The organism is Microbacterium jejuense, assembly GCF_019511665.1.
Lineage (GTDB): Bacteria > Actinomycetota > Actinomycetes > Actinomycetales > Microbacteriaceae > Microbacterium > Microbacterium jejuense_A.
The window spans coordinates 26,622-43,793 of record NZ_JAEUAW010000015.1; the positions used below are offsets into that span (position 1 = coordinate 26,622).

At 71.3% G+C, this 17,172-nt stretch carries 17 protein-coding genes; 15 read left to right on the top strand and 2 right to left on the bottom strand.

Going from position 1 to position 17,172, the window contains the following annotated elements:
• Window positions 1-66: 66 nt before the first annotated feature.
• Together JNB62_RS16015 and JNB62_RS16020 are read right to left on the bottom strand one after the other, a co-directional pair.
• Window positions 67-1,611, bottom strand: a complete 1,545-nt coding sequence (locus JNB62_RS16015) for a DUF349 domain-containing protein (RefSeq protein WP_220301901.1) — start codon at window positions 1,609-1,611, stop codon at window positions 67-69.
• Window positions 1,612-1,732: 121 nt separating this feature from the next.
• On the bottom strand, window positions 1,733-2,026 hold the full coding sequence (locus JNB62_RS16020; protein WP_220301902.1) for a dioxygenase: 294 nt from the start codon (window positions 2,024-2,026) through the stop codon (window positions 1,733-1,735).
• A gap of 130 nt (window positions 2,027-2,156) precedes the next feature.
• On the opposite strand from JNB62_RS16020, the gene JNB62_RS16025 reads away from it, so the two are divergent.
• The 15 genes from JNB62_RS16025 to nusB all read left to right on the top strand — a co-directional run bounded on the left by JNB62_RS16025 (window position 2,157) and on the right by nusB (window position 17,165).
• Window positions 2,157-3,533 (top strand): replication-associated recombination protein A, encoded by a 1,377-nt coding sequence (locus JNB62_RS16025; protein WP_220301903.1) that lies wholly within the window; start codon window positions 2,157-2,159, stop codon window positions 3,531-3,533.
• 198 nt (window positions 3,534-3,731) lie between these two features.
• A complete protein-coding gene (rpsD, locus tag JNB62_RS16030) occupies window positions 3,732-4,361 on the top strand; it encodes a 30S ribosomal protein S4 (protein WP_018170803.1) in 630 nt (209 codons plus the stop codon).
• Window positions 4,362-4,490: 129 nt separating this feature from the next.
• Window positions 4,491-4,787: an ATPase gene (locus JNB62_RS16035; protein WP_220301904.1), complete on the top strand. Its 297-nt coding sequence runs from the start codon at window positions 4,491-4,493 to the stop codon at window positions 4,785-4,787.
• Window positions 4,788-4,868: 81 nt separating this feature from the next.
• Entirely contained in the window at window positions 4,869-7,526 is a 2,658-nt protein-coding gene (gene alaS / locus JNB62_RS16040; protein WP_220301905.1) for an alanine--tRNA ligase, read from the top strand.
• Window positions 7,523-7,990, top strand: coding sequence for a Holliday junction resolvase RuvX (ruvX, locus tag JNB62_RS16045; RefSeq protein WP_220301906.1), 468 nt, complete (start codon window positions 7,523-7,525; stop codon window positions 7,988-7,990). Before alaS ends, ruvX begins: the two co-directional genes overlap by 4 nt.
• The gene (gene mltG / locus JNB62_RS16050; protein WP_220301907.1) at window positions 7,990-9,684 is read left to right on the top strand and encodes an endolytic transglycosylase MltG; all 1,695 of its coding nucleotides are present in this window, start codon (window positions 7,990-7,992) and stop codon (window positions 9,682-9,684) included. Before ruvX ends, mltG begins: the two co-directional genes overlap by 1 nt.
• The gene (locus JNB62_RS16055) at window positions 9,651-10,529 is read left to right on the top strand and encodes a shikimate dehydrogenase (protein ID WP_220301908.1); all 879 of its coding nucleotides are present in this window, start codon (window positions 9,651-9,653) and stop codon (window positions 10,527-10,529) included. Before mltG ends, JNB62_RS16055 begins: the two co-directional genes overlap by 34 nt.
• A gap of 30 nt (window positions 10,530-10,559) precedes the next feature.
• The gene (aroC, locus tag JNB62_RS16060) at window positions 10,560-11,804 is read left to right on the top strand and encodes a chorismate synthase (protein ID WP_220301909.1); all 1,245 of its coding nucleotides are present in this window, start codon (window positions 10,560-10,562) and stop codon (window positions 11,802-11,804) included.
• Window positions 11,788-12,318 carry a shikimate kinase gene (locus JNB62_RS16065; RefSeq protein ID WP_220301910.1) on the top strand — a complete coding sequence of 177 codons (531 nt, stop codon included), beginning with the start codon at window positions 11,788-11,790 and terminating at the stop codon, window positions 12,316-12,318. Before aroC ends, JNB62_RS16065 begins: the two co-directional genes overlap by 17 nt.
• Entirely contained in the window at window positions 12,315-13,391 is a 1,077-nt protein-coding gene (aroB, locus tag JNB62_RS16070) for a 3-dehydroquinate synthase (protein ID WP_220301911.1), read from the top strand. The genes JNB62_RS16065 and aroB overlap by 4 nt, the downstream gene beginning before the upstream one ends.
• The gene (locus JNB62_RS16075) at window positions 13,388-13,921 is read left to right on the top strand and encodes a GNAT family N-acetyltransferase (RefSeq protein WP_220301912.1); all 534 of its coding nucleotides are present in this window, start codon (window positions 13,388-13,390) and stop codon (window positions 13,919-13,921) included. Before aroB ends, JNB62_RS16075 begins: the two co-directional genes overlap by 4 nt.
• 97 nt (window positions 13,922-14,018) lie before the next feature.
• Window positions 14,019-15,605, top strand: a complete 1,587-nt coding sequence (locus tag JNB62_RS16080; RefSeq protein ID WP_223231203.1) for an MFS transporter — start codon at window positions 14,019-14,021, stop codon at window positions 15,603-15,605.
• Window positions 15,606-15,625: 20 nt separating this feature from the next.
• Window positions 15,626-16,084, top strand: a complete 459-nt coding sequence (gene aroQ, locus JNB62_RS16085) for a type II 3-dehydroquinate dehydratase (RefSeq protein ID WP_220301913.1) — start codon at window positions 15,626-15,628, stop codon at window positions 16,082-16,084.
• A gap of 106 nt (window positions 16,085-16,190) precedes the next feature.
• Window positions 16,191-16,751: an elongation factor P gene (gene efp / locus JNB62_RS16090; RefSeq protein WP_220301914.1), complete on the top strand. Its 561-nt coding sequence runs from the start codon at window positions 16,191-16,193 to the stop codon at window positions 16,749-16,751.
• A 3-nt stretch (window positions 16,752-16,754) separates the two neighbouring features.
• Window positions 16,755-17,165 (top strand): transcription antitermination factor NusB, encoded by a 411-nt coding sequence (gene nusB / locus JNB62_RS16095; protein ID WP_220301915.1) that lies wholly within the window; start codon window positions 16,755-16,757, stop codon window positions 17,163-17,165.
• The last annotated feature ends 7 nt before the right edge of the window (window positions 17,166-17,172 follow it).

The following is a 17,172-nucleotide window of genomic DNA, read 5'->3' on the forward strand; positions in this document are numbered from 1 at the left end:
ACGTGAAACGCCCTGCGGCCGGCACATCGTGCCGGCCGCAGGGCTCAGTTCAGATCGGCGTCGATGTCAGCCGCCGAGCGCCTTGAGCCACGACTTGCGTGCTTCGAGCGCATCGGTCGCCTGCGCGATCGCCTTCTTGTCGCCGGACTTCTTCGCGGCGGCCAGTTCGTCCTCGAGCTTCTGGATCGCGTCCGTGAGCTGACGCGTCATGTCGTTGGCGCGCGCCTTCTGCTCGGGATCGTTGCGCTTCCAGTCCGCGTCCTCGCGTCCGCGCAGGGCGTTCTCGATGCGGCGCAGCTCGTCGTCGAGTGAACGCTCGGCGTCGCGCGGGAAGATGCGGCCGATCTCGTCCCACTTGCGCTGGATGCCGGTGAGGATCGACCGAGCCTTGGCGATGTCACGCTCGTCGCCGACGGCCTTCGCCTCGTCGAGCAGCGCGCGCTTGGCCTCGATCTTCTCGCGCGACGCCTCGGCGTCGGCCGTCTCGCGCTCGACGCGGGCGCCGTACAGCGCGTCGCCGGCAGCCTTGAACCGCGCCCACAGCGCGTCGTCGACCTTCTTGCCGGCACGGCCCGCGGTCTTCCACTCGTCGAGCAGGTCGCGGTACGCGGGGATGCCGTCCTCGCCCTTGGGCGCGAGGGCCTCGGCCTTCTCGACGAGCCGCGTCTTGCGATCGCGGACGCCCTTGTGGGCCTCATCGAGCTCGGCGTAGAACGCACGGCGGTGCTTGTCGACGGTGGCACGGGCGTCGCGGAACCGCTTCCAGAGCTGCTGCGCGGTCGACTTCGGCAGGCGGGGGCCGTTCTGCTGCTGCGACTGCCACTGGTCGAACAGGCCGTTGATCTCGGCCGTCGCCTGCTTCCACTGCACGGTGCGCGGGTCGCGGGCGGCGAGGGCCTCGGCCTTCTCGACGAGTTCGGTGCGCGCCTTGACGGCCTCGTCGACGGCTTCGCGGGCGGCGACGGCCTCGGTCTCGGACTGCGCCGTGAGGGCCTCGGTCAGAGCGGCGACACGGGCGACCAGGCTCGCGAGGTCGCCCACGGCGGCGGCGCCCTCGAGCTTCCCGTTGATCGTGCGCGCGGTGGCGCGCAGATCGGAGGCGGACGCGCCGCCCCGGCGGTGGCGCACCTCGAGCAGCGTGACCTCGCTCGCGAGATCGGCGTACTTGCGCTCGAAGTAGGCGAGCGCCTCTTCGGGCGATCCGTCGGGGTACTGGCCCACGACGCGCCATCCGCCGGCCTCGCGCACCGACACGGTGCCGTCGTCGTCGACGCGGCCCCACGGCTCGTCGGCACCGGCGGGGGCCTCGGCGACGACCTCGGTCACCTCGACGGCGACGACATCGCCCTCGGCGTCTTCGACGACGTCGACAATCTCGACCGCCTCGACCTCCACGGCCTCACTGTCAGCGGCCTCCGTCTTGACCGTCGCGGCGTCGACCGCGTCGGCCTCGGTCTCGGAGGCCTCGGTCGCGGGGGCGTCATCGGTCGCGGCATCCGCTTCGGCCGCGCCGTCGGCGGCAGCGGTCTCGGCGGGGGTCGTCTCGGGCTCGCCGTTCTCGGGGAGCTCGGGGGCGTCGGTCTCGGGCTGGGGGTCTGCTGCGGCAGTCACGGGATGCACCTCATCGCGGCTCGCGCCGTCTGTGGGAGTAGGACGGCTCACAGCCTAGTACGGCGGATGCCTCATGCCGATGTCGTTGCGGACGGCGTCGGCCGCGCCGCCACCCGCGCCCTCAGGGGGTCGGCGTCGGCGTGGGGCTCGGTGTCGGCGCGTCGGTGGAGGTGGGGGTGGGGGCCGGCGTCGACGTCGAGGTCGGCGTGGGCTCGGGCGCACCGGGACCGGCCACGAAGTACGCGGTCTGGATCCCCACGATGCCGAGCACGAGGATGCCGCCGACGATCCCGGCGATCAGGTTGTCCCGGCTCCGGCGTCGGGCCTGCTCCTCGTGGAACTGACGGCGGGCCTGATAGGTCCGCGTCCGCTCACGTGCGGCACGTGCGTCTCGATCCTTGCCACCGCCGGCCACGGGGCCTCCTCGTTGTCTCGTCCAGGCGCACTCCGGTCCACCGTCCGGGGCGGGTTGATCCTACGGTGCGCCGCGACGGCGGCCAAACCGGGACGGATCCGGTGTCGCACCCCCGGGATAGCCTGGAACGGTGAGTACGCCGACCGCGCTGTTCCAGGGGCTGACGCCGCTGGCCGTGCGCATGCGCCCGTCGTCGCTCGACGAGGTCGCGGGGCAGTCCCATCTGCTGCGGGCGGGCTCTCCGCTGGTGACGCTGGCGAATCCGGATGCCGCGGCCCGAGCCGCGACGTCGGTGATCCTGTGGGGGCCGCCGGGCACCGGCAAGACGACTCTCGCGCAGGCGATCGCGCGCTCCTCGGGGCGCCGCTTCGTCGAGCTGTCGGCCGTCACCGCCGGCGTGAGGGACGTGCGCGAGGTCATGCAGGAGGCGCTGACGCAGCGGGACCTGTACGGCCAGTCCACGATCCTCTTCCTCGACGAGATCCACCGCTTCACGAAGGCGCAGCAGGACGCGCTGCTCCCGGGTGTCGAGAACGGGTGGGTCGTGCTCATCGCCGCCACCACCGAGAACCCGTCGTTCTCGGTCATCTCACCCCTCCTGTCGCGATCCCTGCTGCTCACACTGAAGCCGCTGACCGACGCAGACCTCGCGATGCTGCTCGACAGGGCCGTGGCCGACGCCCGCGGCCTCGGCGGCGCCGTGAAGCTCGGCGACGACGCACGCGATGCCCTCGTGCGCCTGGCCTCGGGTGATGCCCGCCGGGCGCTCACGGCGCTCGAGGCGGCGGCATCCCTCGCCGTCCCCTCGGTCGAAGAGGGCGAGGACGACGAGGACGTCACAGCGCCCGAGCCCGCCGACGCGGGCGAGGTGCCCGAGATCACGGCCGACCATGTGGCGCAGGCCGTCGACCGCGCGCTGCTGCGCTACGACCGGCAGGGCGACGAGCACTACGACGTCATCAGCGCGTTCATCAAGTCGATCCGGGGCTCCGACGTCGACGCCGCCATCCACTACCTCGCACGCATGATCGAGGCGGGGGAGGATCCGCGGTTCATCGCGCGCCGCCTCATCATCTCGGCGGCCGAAGACATCGGCCTCGCCGACCCGCAGGCGCTGCCGATCGCGGTCGCCGCCGCCGACGCGGTCCAGTTCATCGGCATGCCAGAGGGCCGGATCCCGCTCGCGGAGGCCACCGTGTACCTCGCCACCACGGCGAAGTCCAACGCGGCATACCTGGCGATCGACGCCGCGATCGCCGATGTGCGGGGTGGCGGCTTCGGCCGAGTGCCGATCCACCTGCGCGACGCCCACTACCCGGGCGCCAAGCGGCTCGGCCACGGCAAGGGATACGTGTACCCGCACGACTCCGAGATCGGCATCTCGCCGCAGCAGTACCTCCCCGACGAGCTGCGCGGCCGCCGCTACTACCAGCCGAAGGCGCTGGGCGCCGAGCGCGACGTGCAGGCCCGCCTGGAGAAGATCCGCCGCATCCTCGACGGCGACTGAGCACCTGAACGACGCCTGACCGGGTCGAAGCCCCGCGTCTGATAAGCTTGAGCGGCTCGAAACGCAGTTTTCGGGCATCCCCTCTCTTCTTCACCTACCTTCCGGCGTGCCCCGGCGTGCAGTCCGGACAGGGCGAAGACAGGGCGATACGTCCGCGAGCCGTGAAAGACACGGCAGCGTCATCGAAAGGAACACTTCGTGGCAACGAAGTCCCAGGACCGCCGCAAGGTCCGTCTGTCCCGCGCTCTCGGCGTGGCCCTCACCCCGAAGGCCGCCAAGTACCTCGAGAAGCGCCCCTACGCTCCGGGTGAGCACGGCCGCACCAAGCGCAAGCAGGACAGCGACTACGCCGTCCGCCTCCGCGAGAAGCAGCGTCTGCGCGAGCAGTACGGCATCCGCGAGAAGCAGCTGCGCATCCAGTTCAACGAGGCTCGCCGCACCCAGGGCCTGACGGGTGAGAACCTCGTCGAGCAGCTCGAGATGCGTCTGGACGCGCTCGTCCTGCGCGCCGGCTTCGCCCGCACCACCGCGCAGGCGCGCCAGCTCGTCGTGCACCGCCACATCCTCGTGGACGGCCAGCTCGTCGACCGTCCGTCGTTCCGCGTGAAGCCGGGTCAGCTCATCCACGTCAAGGCCAAGAGCGAGGGCATCGAGCCCTTCCAGGTCGCAGCTCTCGGCGGTCACGCCGAGGTCCTGCCGCCGGTTCCGGGCTACCTCGAGGTCGAGCTCGACAAGCTCCAGGCCCGTCTCGTGCGCCGCCCCAAGCGCGCCGAGGTCCCCGTGGTCTGCGACGTCCAGCTCGTCGTCGAGTACTACGCAGCGCGCTAAGCGTTTCGTCTCGCTTCGCTCGCTCGACGACCGAAGCACGAAGGGCGTCGGGGTCACCCGACGCCCTTCGTCGTTTCCCCTTACGATGGAGGGATGCCGCGCCCCGGCGGCCCGCAAGGAAGTGGTGACATGAAGAACCTGGTGTGGTTCCTGCTCGGCATCGCCGGAGGGTTCGTGGCGGCGCACTTCATGAACAAGGACCCGCGAGGCCACGAGATCCTCGCCGACGTCGACGCGCGCATCACCGAGTTCACCGACCGCATCGGCGACGCCTACCGCGAGCAGGAGGCCCGGTTCGCCGGCATCGTCGACGATGTGCGGGATGCCGCAGCCGACGCCGCCGGCACCGCCAAGGACGCGGCGTCCACCGCCGCCGACGCGGTCGCCGACGCCGCCAAGGGCGCGGCCGACAAGCTCACCGACTGACCCGCGCACGACCGCTCACCGGCAGAGCCGGCGAGTCGGCGTGCCGCCCGACACGCATCCGCACGTACAGCAAGGACCCGCATGAAGACCGCTGAGATCGCGCAGCGCTACCTCGCCTACTTCGAGAAGAACGGCCACACCATCGTCCCCTCGGCGTCGCTGGTGACCGACGACCCGGCGCTGCTGTTCACGGTGGCCGGCATGGTGCCGTTCATCCCGTACCTGTCGGGCGACGTGCCGGCTCCGTATGCGCGGGCGGCCGACAACCAGAAGTGCATCCGCACCAACGACATCGAAGAGGTCGGCAAGACCCCGCGTCACGGCACGTTCTTCCAGATGCTCGGCAACTGGTCGTTCGGCGACTACTTCAAAGAGGGCGCCATCCGCTACGCCTGGGAGCTGCTGACGAGCTCCGAGGCGGACGGCGGTCTGGGTTTCGACCCGAAGGACCTCTGGGTCACCGTCTACGAAGAGGACGACGAGGCGCACGACCTCTGGCTGCAGCTGACCGACCTGCCCGCGGAGCGCATCCAGCGCCTGGGCAAGGACACCAACTACTGGAGCACCGGGCTTCCGGGCCCCGCGGGCCCCTGCTCGGAGATCTTCTTCGACCGTGGCCCCGCCTACGGCGTCGACGGCGGACCGGCGACCGATGACGACCGCTACGTCGAGATCTGGAACCTCGTGTTCATGCAGTACGAGATCACGAACGTCCGCTCGAAGTACGACTTCGACATCGTCGGCGAGCTGCCCAACAAGAACATCGACACCGGCATGGGCCTGGAGCGCATCGCGTTCATCAAGCAGGGCGTCGACAACATGTACGAGACGGACCAGGTGCGTCCGGTGCTCGACAAGGCCGTGGAGCTCTCGGGCCGCACGTACGGCGCGAACCACGAGGACGACGTGCGCTTCCGGGTCGTGGCCGACCACGTGCGCTCGTCGCTCATGCTGATGTCGGACGGCGTCACGCCGTCCAACGACGGTCGCGGCTACATCCTGCGCCGGCTCATGCGCCGCGCCATCCGCTCCATGCGTCTGCTGGGCGTCGACGGGCCGACGTTCGAGGTGCTGTTCACGGCTTCCCGCGACGCCATGAAGGAGGCGTACCCGGTCGTCGAGACAGACTGGGCCCGCATCTCGCAGTACGCGCTGGCCGAGGAGGCGACGTTCCTGCGCACGCTCGCGGCGGGGGAGTCGATCCTCGAGGAGTCGCTCGTCGAGACCAAGTCCTCCGGCGGCACGACGATCGCCGGCTCCGAGGCGTTCCTCCTGCACGACACGTACGGCTTTCCGATCGACCTGACGCTCGAGATCGCCGAGGAGGCGGGCCTCTCGGTCGACCGCGCGGCGTTCGACACCCTCATGCAGGAGCAGCGCGCCCGTGCCAAGGCCGACGCCCGCGCCCGCAAGCGCCAGCTGGCCGACACGAGCGTCTACCGCGACCTGCGTGCGCTCGGCGAGACCGGCTTCACCGGCTACTCCGACCTCGAGACCGAGTCGCGCGTGCTCGGCATCCTGGTCGACGGCGTGTCGGTGGACCGTGCGACGACCGGCCAGATCGCCGAGGTGATCCTCGCCGAGACCGCGCTGTACGCCGAGTCGGGCGGCCAGGTCGCCGACAAGGGCGTCATCGTGGGCCCGGGCTATGAGCTCGAGGTCCTCGACGTGCAGAAGCCCGTCCCCGGCCTCATCAGCCACACCGTCGAGGTGTCGTCCGGCGAGGTCGGCGTCGGCCAGCCGGCGACGTCGGTCGTGGATGCCGCCAACCGCCGCGCCGCCCGCCAGGCCCACTCCGCCACCCACCTGGTGCACGCCGCCCTGCGCGACACGCTCGGCAAGACGGCGACGCAGGCGGGGTCGCTCAACCGCGCCGGCTACATGCGCTTCGACTTCTCGTGGGGTCAGGCGCTGTCGGACGAGACCAAGAGCGAGATCGAAGAGATCGCCAACAACGCGGTGCGCGACAACCTCGAGGTGACCACGCGCGTGCTGCCGCTGGACGAGGCGAAGTCGCTCGGCGCCATGGCGCTGTTCGGCGAGAAGTACGGCGACACGGTCCGCATGGTCGACATCGGTGGACCGTGGTCGCGCGAGCTGTGCGCGGGCACCCACGTGTCGACGAGCGCCGAGATCGGGCTCATCAGCCTCGTGGGCGAATCGTCGGTCGGCGCCTCGAACCGCCGCGTCGAGGCCCTCGTGGGGCTGGACGCCTTCCGGTCGCTGGCGGCCGAGCGGGCGCTGGTGTCGCAGCTGACGACGTCGCTCAAGGCGCCGCGCGAACAGCTGCCGCAGCGCATCGCGGAGCTTCAGGCGAACCTCAAGGCCGCCGAGAAGAAGATCGCCGCGTTCGAGGCGAAGGCGCTCGGCGACCGCCTGCCCGCGCTGGCTGCCGCCGCGACCCGCGTCGGCGACACCCTCGTCGTGGCCGAGTCGCTCGGGTCGGCGGCATCCGCCGATGACGTGCGCTCGCTGGCCCTGCAGGTGCGCGAGCGCCTCGGCTCGGACGCGGCGGTCGTCGCGCTCGGCGCCGTCGTCAACGATCGTCCGGTCGTCATCGTCGCCACCAACGACGCCGCACGAAGCGCCGGCGCCAAGGCGGGAGTGCTCGCCAAGGCGGCCGCGGGAGTGCTCGGCGGCGGCGGCGGTGGTCGCGACGACGTCGCGCAGGGCGGCGGAACGGATGCGGCGGCCCTGCCGGCCGCGCTCGGCTCGGTGAAGGACGCCGTCGCGGCGTGAGCGACTTCAGGCGGGGCACCCGACTCGGCGTCGACGTGGGCAAGGCGCGCGTCGGGGTCGCCAAGTGCGACCCCGACGGCCTGCTCGCCACCCCTGTCGAGACGGTGCCACGGGACGAGGCCACCGTGGCGAGGATCGTCGCTCTGGCCGACGAGCACTCGGCGTTCGAGCTGTACGTCGGTCTGCCCCTGAATCTGCGCGGCGAAGACACGCCGTCGACCCAGGATGCGCGCGACGTCGCGGCGGCCCTCGCAGCCGCGTCAGGACTCACCGTCCGCCTCGTCGACGAGCGGCTCTCGACCGTCTCGGCACACGCGGCACTGCGCAGTTCGGGGCGATCCCAGCGATCGTCGCGTAGCATCGTTGACCAGGTCGCCGCTGTCGTGCTGCTTCAGCAGGCACTCGATGTCGAGAAGAGCACCGGCCGCCCGCCCGGAACCCCCGTCCCCCAGGAGCCCGCCTGATGCCCGACTCATCGCCCGACGGCGCGGCAGCGCCGCTGTCGCGCCGCGCCGCCCGTGAGGCCGCCGCCCGGCAGGCGGCCACCGGCGCGACCCCGACGGCGAACCCGCAGACCCCCGCGCCGGCGCAGCCCGCGCCGGCACAGGCCGCCCCGGCGCAGCACTCGGCGCCCGCGGTGTCGTGGGAGTCCCTCATCACGGGGTCGACGCCGGTCGTCGGGAGCGGTTCCACGGCACCGGAACCCACCCCCGGACCAGTGGAGCCGGCGCCGGAGGACGCACCGGGCAGCGGGTTCCAGCCGGTGCCGCTGCGCGCTCCGCGCCCCACCCGCAGTGACGTCGACGCGACGCCCGAGACCGATCCGTGGCTGTTCTCCGGAGACACGGCGCCCGCGATGCCCTACAGTCGGGGCAACACCGGCGCGACCGCGACGGTGACCGCCGCGGCCACCCGGACGGCGACGATGCCCGAGAAGACGCCCGAACGGGCAGAGCAGCGCCCCGCGACGGGAACGCTGGACGACCTGTTCAGCGGGTCGACCTCGACGGACGACATCGGACACGTGCCCCCGGCCAAGAACAAGAAGCGCCGCCGCATCGGCGGCTGGATCGCGCTCGGAGTGGTGCTGCTGATCCTGGGCGGCATCGCCGCGGGCGGGCTGTACGTCTGGAACACGTACGAGCCCCAGATCCGCAAGGTCATGGGCTGGGAAGAGCCCAAGGACTACGAGGCCGGCCTCGCGAACGGCGAGACGTCGATCACGATCATGTCGGGCGACACGGGTCAGCCGATCTCGGAGGCGCTGTTCAACGCAGGCGTCACCAAGACCGCGGGCGCCTTCTACGACTACCTGATCGAGACCGGCCAGAACCCCAACTTCCAGCCGGGCGTCTACAAGCTGCAGAAGCAGATGACGAGCGAGGCCGCCCTCGCGGCGCTGATGGACCCCGCCAATCGGCAGGAGAACACGGCGCAGATCCCCGAGGGCTACAGCGTCGACGGCACACTCGAGCGCATCTCGGAGGGCACCGGCATCCCGCTCGCCGACCTGCAGGCGGCGGCCGCCGACCCCTCCGTCTACGGCATCTCGGTGGACCCCGCGATCGCCGCGGCCGGCGGGCAGCCGCTGGAGGGCTGGTTGTTCCCGGCGACGTACACGTTCGACCCGGGCACAACCGCCCAGGCCGCGATCCAGACGCTCGTGAACCGCACGATCCAGTCGCTGGATGCCGCCGGCGTACCCGTCGAGAAGCGCCAGGAGATCCTCACGACAGCGTCGATCATCCAGCGCGAGGCGCGGTACGAGGCCGACATGCAGAAGGTGTCGCGCGTGATCCTCAACCGGCTCGACGCGAACAACCAAGAGACCTTCGGCAAGCTGCAGATGGACTCGACCGCGCAGTACGGCTACGGCGAGCTGCACGCGGGCTCCGCCAGCACGTCCGACGAGGCGCAGAACGACCCCAACCCCTGGAACACCTACGTGCACACGGGGCTGCCGATCGGCCCGATCTCCAACCCCGGCGATGTGGCGATCGACGCCGCGATGCACCCCGCCGACGGTCCGTGGCTCTACTTCGTGACAGTCAACATGGACACCGGCGAGACGATCTTCACCAACACGTACAACGAGCACTTGAAGTACGTGAAGCAGATGCAGCAGTGGTGCTCCGAGCACCCGGACTCGGGGTGCTGAACCCGGCAGCCGCGCGCCTGGAGGTGTGGGGCGATCCGATCGCGCACAGCCGCTCGCCGCAGCTGCACGCCGCCGCGTACGACGTGCTGGGGCTCGACTGGAGCTACGGTCGTCGCCGCGTGGGCGAACGATCGTTCGCGGCTGAGCTGGCGACGCTCGATGACGCGTGGCGCGGGCTGTCGCTCACGATGCCGCTCAAAGGCGTGGCGTACGCGGCGGCGGCGAACCTCGACCGTCGTGCCGAGCTGACCGGCGCCGTCAACACCCTGCTGCTCGATCCGGACGGGCCGCGCGGGTTCAACACCGACGTCGGCGGCATCGTCCGCACCCTCGCCGACGACGGACTCACCACGGTGCCGAGCGCACGGATCGTCGGCGCCGGCGCGACGGCGACCTCCGCGGTCGTGGCCCTCAGCGAGCTCGGGGCGCGCGAGATCCAGGTGGTCGCCCGCCGTCCCGAGGCCGTCGCGCCCCTGGTGGCTCTGGGCGAGCGCCTCGGCGTCGAGGTCACGGCAGCGCCGTTCGCGGCATCCCTCTCGCACGAGGTGCCGCTCACGATCGCGACGCTCCCCGGTGATGCGCCGGTGCAGGATGCCGCGGCCGACGCCCTCGCCGACACCGGCGGTCTGCTGCTCGACGTGGTGTACGGCCACTGGCCGACCGCGCTGTCGGCGGCGTGGGACCGTGCGGGAGCGACAGCGCGTTCAGGGCTCGGGATGCTGCTGCACCAGGCACTGCTGCAGATCCGGATCTTCCGCCATGGCGACCCCGACACCCCCCTGGACGCCGAGGACCGCGTGCTCCGGGCGATGCGGGGAGTGCTCGAGGGCACCGCCGCGGCGTAACCGGCGCGCCGGGCGTGGGAGACTGGAGCAATGCTCCGCGTGCTCACGGCCGGCGAATCCCACGGCCCCGAACTCGTCGCCGTCATGGAGGGCCTGCCTGCGGGCGTCCCGATCTCCCGCGCCGCGATCCAGGCGGATCTCGCGCGCCGCAAGCTCGGCTACGGCCGCGGCTCGCGCATGAAGTTCGAAGAGGACGAGCTGACGATCTCGTCGGGCGTGCGCCACGGCTACACGCTCGGCAGCCCCATCGCGCTGCGCATCGGCAACACCGAATGGCCCAAGTGGGTCGAGGTCATGAGCGCCGAGCCCGTCGAGCTCACCGACAAGTCCCGCGGCCGCGGCGCCGCGCTCACGCGTCCGCGCCCCGGCCACGCCGACCTCGTGGGCATGCAGAAGTACGGCTTCGACGAAGCCCGGCCGATCCTCGAGCGCGCGAGCGCGCGCGAGACCGCGGCGCGCGTCGCCCTCGGCGCCCTGGCCCGCGCGTTCCTCGGCGAGCTCGGCATCCGCCTCGTCAGCCACACGCTGTCGATCGGTCCCGTCCAGGTGCCGGCCGGTTCCGCCCTGCCGACGCCCGACGACGTCGACGCGCTCGACGCCGACCCGCTGCGCTGCTTCGACCCGGCCACGAGCGCGGCCATGGTCGAAGAGGTCGATGCGGCCAAGAAGGACGGCGACACGCTCGGCGGCATCGTCGAGGTGCTCGCGTACGGCCTCCCGCCGGGGCTCGGCTCGCACGTGCACTGGGACCGCCGCCTCGACGCGAAGCTCGCACAGGCGCTCATGAGCATCCAGGCGATCAAGGGGGTCGAGGTCGGCGACGGCTTCGAGACCACGCGCCGTCGCGGCTCCGCTGCGCACGACGAGCTGTACACCGCAGAGGACGGCATCACCCGTTCCAGCGACAAGGCGGGCGGCACCGAGGGCGGCATGTCCACCGGCACCGTGCTGCGCGTGCGCGCGGGCATGAAGCCGATCGCGACAGTCCCGCGGGCGCTGCACACCGTCGACGTCGCCACCGGCGATGCCGCTCAGGCCCACCACCAGCGCTCGGACGTCTGCGCCGTCCCGGCTGCGGGCGTCGTCGCCGAGGCGATGGTCGCGGTCGTGCTCGCCGAGGTCGTGCTCGAGAAGTTCGGCGGCGACAGCGTCGCCGAGACCCGGCGCAACCTCGAGGGCTACCTCGCGGCGATCCCGGACGCCTTGCGCACCGCCGCCGAGAGCGACACCGCCCTGACCGGCGAGGTCGCTGTCAGCCATGACCTCGCGCTCTGACGCCGTCGTGCTGATCGGCCCGATGGGGGCCGGCAAGACCAGCATCGGCAAGAAGGCCGCGCGGGCCCTCGGAGTGCCGTTCTTCGACACCGACGCCGCGGTGGTGCGCGACCACGGCCCGATCGAGCGGCTGTTCGCCGAGCACGGCGAGGCGCACTTCCGCGGACTGGAGCGGGCCGCGGTCGCCGAGGGCCTGGCGACCGGCGGCATCGTGTCGCTCGGCGGGGGAGCGGTGCTGCATCCCGACACCCGCGCCGACCTCGCCCGGCGCCGCGTCGTGCTGCTCACCGTCGCACCCCGTGTCGTCGCGGGACGTGTGCGGGACTCGAACCGCCCGCTGCTGCAGGGCGACGACGCGATCGAACGGTGGACGGCGATCTACGAGGAGCGCCGCCCCGTGTACGAAGAGCTCGCCGACGTGACGTTCGACACGTCCAGCGGCCCCATTCAGGACATCGTCGACGCGCTCGTCTCGTGGGTGCGCGGCGAGCTGGACCCGGAGGAGACGGCATGACGGATGCCACGACCATCAGCGTGCACGGCGACGCGAGCTACGACATCACCGTGGGGCGCGGCATCCTCTCGTCCCTCGGCGAGGCGCTGCCGCCCGCGGCGCGCAAGGTGCTCGTGATCCACCCGCCGACGCTCGCCGAGCAGGCGGAGCGCCTGCGGACGCAGCTCGTGGGCGAGCGCGAGGTGCTGCTCGCCGAGATCCCCGACGCCGAGGCGGGCAAGCGCATCGAGGTGGCCGCCTTCTGCTGGCAGGTCATGGGCAAGGCCGACTTCACCCGCACCGACGCCGTCGTCGGCTTCGGCGGCGGCGCGGTGACCGACCTCGCGGGCTTCGTCGCCGCCACCTGGCTGCGCGGCGTCGAAGTCGTGCAGGTGCCGACCACCGTGCTCGGCATGGTCGACGCGGCCGTCGGCGGCAAGACCGGCGTCAACACCGCCGAGGGCAAGAACCTCGTCGGCGCCTTCTGGGCGCCGCGCGCCGTGCTGTGCGACCTCGACCTGCTCGACAGCCTCTCGCGCAACGAGCGCGTCGCCGGCTACGCCGAGGTCGTGAAGGCGGGATTCATCTGGGCGCCCGAGATCCTCGACCTGGTCGAGGCCGACCCCGAGACGGCGGTCGATCCGCACAGCGACGCGTTCCGGCGCACCATCGAGCTGGCGATAGACATGAAGGCGCGCGTCGTCGGCGAGGACCTGCGTGAGGCGGGGCTGCGCGAGATCCTCAACTACGGCCACACGCTCGGCCACGCGATCGAGCACGCCGAGCGGTACCGCTGGCGGCACGGCGCGGCGATCTCGGTGGGCATGGTGTTCGCGGCGGAGCTGTCGCGGCTGGCGGGCCGGCTTCCGGATGCCGCCGCCCAGCGCCACCGCGACATCCTCGAGTCCCTCGGCCTCCCGACGAGCTACCGACCCGGCGCCTGGCCGCAGCTGCTGTCGACCATGCAGCGCGACAAGAAGAGCCGCGGCGGCATGCTGCGCTTCATCGTGCTCGACGACATCGCGAAGCCCACCGTGCTGCAGGCGCCCGACGAGTCGCTGCTGTTCGCGGCGTACCAGGAGGTCGCGGGATGAGCGTGCGCGCAGTGCGACGCGTGCGGGCGGACGAATGGCCCGACGTGCGCGCGCTGCGCCTGGAGGCGACGAGCGATCCCGACGCCGCCATCGCGTTCCTCGAGACCCCTGCGCAGGCGAGGACGCGCACCGAGGGGTTCTGGCGGGAGCGCACGGTGCAGGCGGCCGAGAGCGAGGTCGCCGCGCAGTTCGTCGCCGAGGAGGAGGACGGCAGCTGGGTGGGAAGCCTCTCGGTGCTCATCCGCGCGACGGGACAGACCGACCACCTCGGCCGGTACGTCGACGACCGTCGTGCCGACGTCGTCGGGGTCTACGTGAACCCCGCGCACCGCGGCACCGGCACGATCGACGCCCTGTTCGACGCGGCCGCCGCGTGGGCGGCATCCCAGGGTCTCCACCGGCTGACCCTCGACGTGCACGCCGACAACGTCCGCGCGCAAGCCGCCTATCGGCGCAACGGGTTCACGCCCACGGGAGTGACGTTCACCGGCCCGATCGGCCCTGAGCTCGAGATGGCGCGCTCCCTCTGAGCCTGAGCGGTCTCACCAGGATCAGGTGATGCGGCCGGCTCGCCCCGACTGCCAGACTGGCGCCGCGCAGGAGATGCGCCTGTCGAAGGGAGTCGTCATGAGCGTCACCACTGACGCGCCGGCCAAGGCGGGGGCGATCCTGTCCACCCTCATCCTCGTCGCCGCGGTGGCGAACCTCCCGCTGTCGGTCGCCAACGTCGCTCTGCCCGACATCGGCAAGGCGTTCGACGCCTCGCAGACGGAGCTCAACCTGGTGGCTGTCGGGTACTCGCTGGGCCTCGCGGCGTCCGTCCTGTGGCTGGGTGCCGTCGGCGACCGGTACGGCCGCAAGATGATGCTGCTCACCGGCGTGCTGCTTTCGCTGCCGGCCGGACTCGTGGCCGCCTTCGCGCCGAGCATCGACGTGCTCATCATCGCGCGCATCGTAGGCGGCCTCGCGGCCGGCATGGCGTACCCGACGACGCTGGCCCTCATCACGGCACTGTGGTCGGGTGCCGCCCGGACACGATCGATCGCGCTGTGGTCTGCGACCGGCGGGGCGATCTCGGCCCTCGGCCCGCTGCTGTCGGGAGTGCTCCTGGAGTTCTTCCACTGGGGCTCGGTGTTCCTGCTGACGATCCCGCTGATCCTCGTCGCGATCCCACTCGTCATCAAGGTGGTGCCGAGCCATGTCAACGAGTCGACGGATCCCGTCGACAACCTCGGCGGGATCCTCTCGGTGATCCTCGTCGGCGGCATCATCCTGGCCATCAACTTCGCCGCCGTCCCCGACGCCGGGACGCTGGTGCTCGGCCTCACCATCATCGGGGCGGCCGCGCTCATCGCGTTCGTCATCCGTCAGCGCAGGGCGAAGAACCCCCTGTACGACCTCGCCATCGCGGCCCGGCCCGTCTTCTGGGTGGCCGCATGCGCCGGCATCATCGTGTTCGGCGCGCTGATGGGTGCCATGTTCATCGGGCAGCAGTACCTCCAGAACGTCCTCGGCTACTCGACGCTCGAGTCCGGTCTCGCGATCCTCCCCGCCGCCGTCTTCATGGTGCTGCTCGCGCCGCGGTCGGCCAAGCTCGTCGAGTCCCGCGGCGCCCGCTTCACGCTCCTCGTCGGGTACGCCGCGGTGCTGCTGGGATTCCTCACGATGCTGCTGCTGTGGACCGGCACCGCCGACTACTGGGCCGTCGGGCTCGGATACGCCTTCGTCGGGGCGGGCGTGGGACTCGCCGGCACGCCGGCATCGCACTCGCTGACGGGGGCGGTGCCGGTGCGTCGAGCCGGCATGGCCTCGGGCACGGCGGATCTCCAGCGCGACCTCGGCGGCGCCATCATGCAGTCGATCCTGGGCGCCCTGCTGACGGCCGGGTACGCGGCATCCGCGGCGAAGCTCATCGGCGACGCCCCGAACGCCGATCAGATCACGGCGTCGGTGCAGAGCCAGCTCACGAAGTCGTTCGCCAGCGCTGCCGACGTCGCCGAGCAGTATCCGCAGTACTCCGACGCGATCATCAAGGCCGCACGGGAGTCGTTCGAACAGGGCCAGACGTGGGCGTACCTCGCCGGCATCATCGCGGTCGTCATCGGCGCGGTGCTCGTGTTCTTCGCCTTCCCGAAGTTCGAGCGCGAGAAGGCCCTGCTGGCGCAATACCGCGCCGAGGACGCGCAGCCGTCGTCGCCGGTGCAGCCCGCCTGAGGCGACGGTAGGGTGGGCCGGTGACCACGCCGCGCCGCCTGCTCCTCGTCAACGGACCCAACCTCAACCTCCTCGGCACGCGCGAACCCGACATCTACGGCACGCAGACGCTCGCCGATGTCGAGCAGACGACGACGGATGCCGCCGCCCGGCGCGGCTTCGAGGTCCGGGCGATCCAGAGCAACCACGAAGGCGTGCTGCTCGACGCGATCCACGCGGCGCGCGAGGACTGCGCCGGCATCGTGATCAATCCCGGTGGCCTCACGCACACGTCCGTGGTGCTGCGCGACGCGCTGTCGGCGGTGGGACTGCCGGTGGCCGAAGTGCACATCTCGGATGTGAGTGCCCGCGAGGAGTTCCGTCACCACTCCTACGTGGCCGACGTCGCCGTCGTGCACGTCGTGGGCGAGGGGATCGCGGGCTACGCCACCGCGACGACCCGGCTGATCGACATCCTGACAGGACAGGCGGAGGGCTGACGATCCGCCTCGCCGCGAGGCATCCCGTAGAATGTCCTGTCGGCTGTGCGCCATCGCGTGCGTCGGCCCCGCACGACTTTCCCCGACGAACGGACATACTCACCTCATGGCTTCCACCGCAGACATCAAGAACGGCGTCGTCCTCAGCATCGACGGACAGCTGTGGAGCGTCGTCGAGTTCCAGCACGTCAAGCCCGGCAAGGGCGGCGCGTTCGTCCGCACGAAGCTCAAGAACGTCGTCTCGGGCAAGGTCGTCGACCGCACCTACAACGCCGGCGCCAAGATCGACATCGAGAACGTCGACCGCCGCGACTTCACGTACCTCTACAACGACGGCGAGAGCTTTGTCTTCATGGACGTCGCCGACTACGACCAGCTGACGGTCGGCGCCGCCACCGTCGGGGACGCCGCGCACTTCCTGCTCGAGAACCAGCAGGTGCAGATCGCCCTCAACAACGGCAACCCCCTCTACATCGAGCTTCCGGCATCCGTCGTCCTCGAGATCACCTACACCGAGCCCGGCCTGCAGGGCGACCGCTCGTCGGCGGGCACCAAGCCCGCGACGCTCGAGACCGGCTACGAGATCCAGGTTCCGCTGTTCCTCGAGACCGGCACGAAGGTCAAGGTCGACACCCGCACGGGCGAGTACCTCGGCCGCGAGAAGTAAGGCGTGAGCGCCCGCACGAAGGCGCGCAAGCGCGCGCTCGACATCCTGTTCCAGGCGGACGTCCGCGGCGACGAGCCGGCGACGATCCTCGCCGCCGAGGCGAAGCGCGCCGCGGGCGAGCCCGCCCGGCAGGCGTCATGGCTGTACGCCCGCGACATCGTCGACGGCGTGATCGACAACCGTGACGCGATCGACGAGCAGATCACCACGTTCGCGAAGGACTGGACCCTCACCCGGATGCCGGCGGTCGACCGTGCCGTGCTGCGCATCGGCGTGTGGGAGATCCTGTTCAACGACGAGGTGCCCACCGCCGTCGCGATCGACGAGGCGGTCGAGCTCGCCAAGGAGTTCTCGACCGACGAATCGGGCGCCTTCGTCCACGGCGTGCTCGCCAACATCGCGCGCGCATCCTGAGCCGGCT

Coding starts and splice junctions, on each gene's coding strand:
- JNB62_RS16035 (WP_220301904.1), top strand. CDS start 4,491: ATGAAGAACCTGGTGTGGTTCCTGCTCGGCATCGCCGGAGGGTTCGTG.
- alaS (WP_220301905.1), top strand. CDS start 4,869: ATGAAGACCGCTGAGATCGCGCAGCGCTACCTCGCCTACTTCGAGAAG.
- mltG (WP_220301907.1), top strand. CDS start 7,990: ATGCCCGACTCATCGCCCGACGGCGCGGCAGCGCCGCTGTCGCGCCGC.
- aroC (WP_220301909.1), top strand. CDS start 10,560: ATGCTCCGCGTGCTCACGGCCGGCGAATCCCACGGCCCCGAACTCGTC.
- JNB62_RS16065 (WP_220301910.1), top strand. CDS start 11,788: ATGACCTCGCGCTCTGACGCCGTCGTGCTGATCGGCCCGATGGGGGCC.
- aroB (WP_220301911.1), top strand. CDS start 12,315: ATGACGGATGCCACGACCATCAGCGTGCACGGCGACGCGAGCTACGAC.
- JNB62_RS16075 (WP_220301912.1), top strand. CDS start 13,388: ATGAGCGTGCGCGCAGTGCGACGCGTGCGGGCGGACGAATGGCCCGAC.
- JNB62_RS16080 (WP_223231203.1), top strand. CDS start 14,019: ATGAGCGTCACCACTGACGCGCCGGCCAAGGCGGGGGCGATCCTGTCC.
- efp (WP_220301914.1), top strand. CDS start 16,191: ATGGCTTCCACCGCAGACATCAAGAACGGCGTCGTCCTCAGCATCGAC.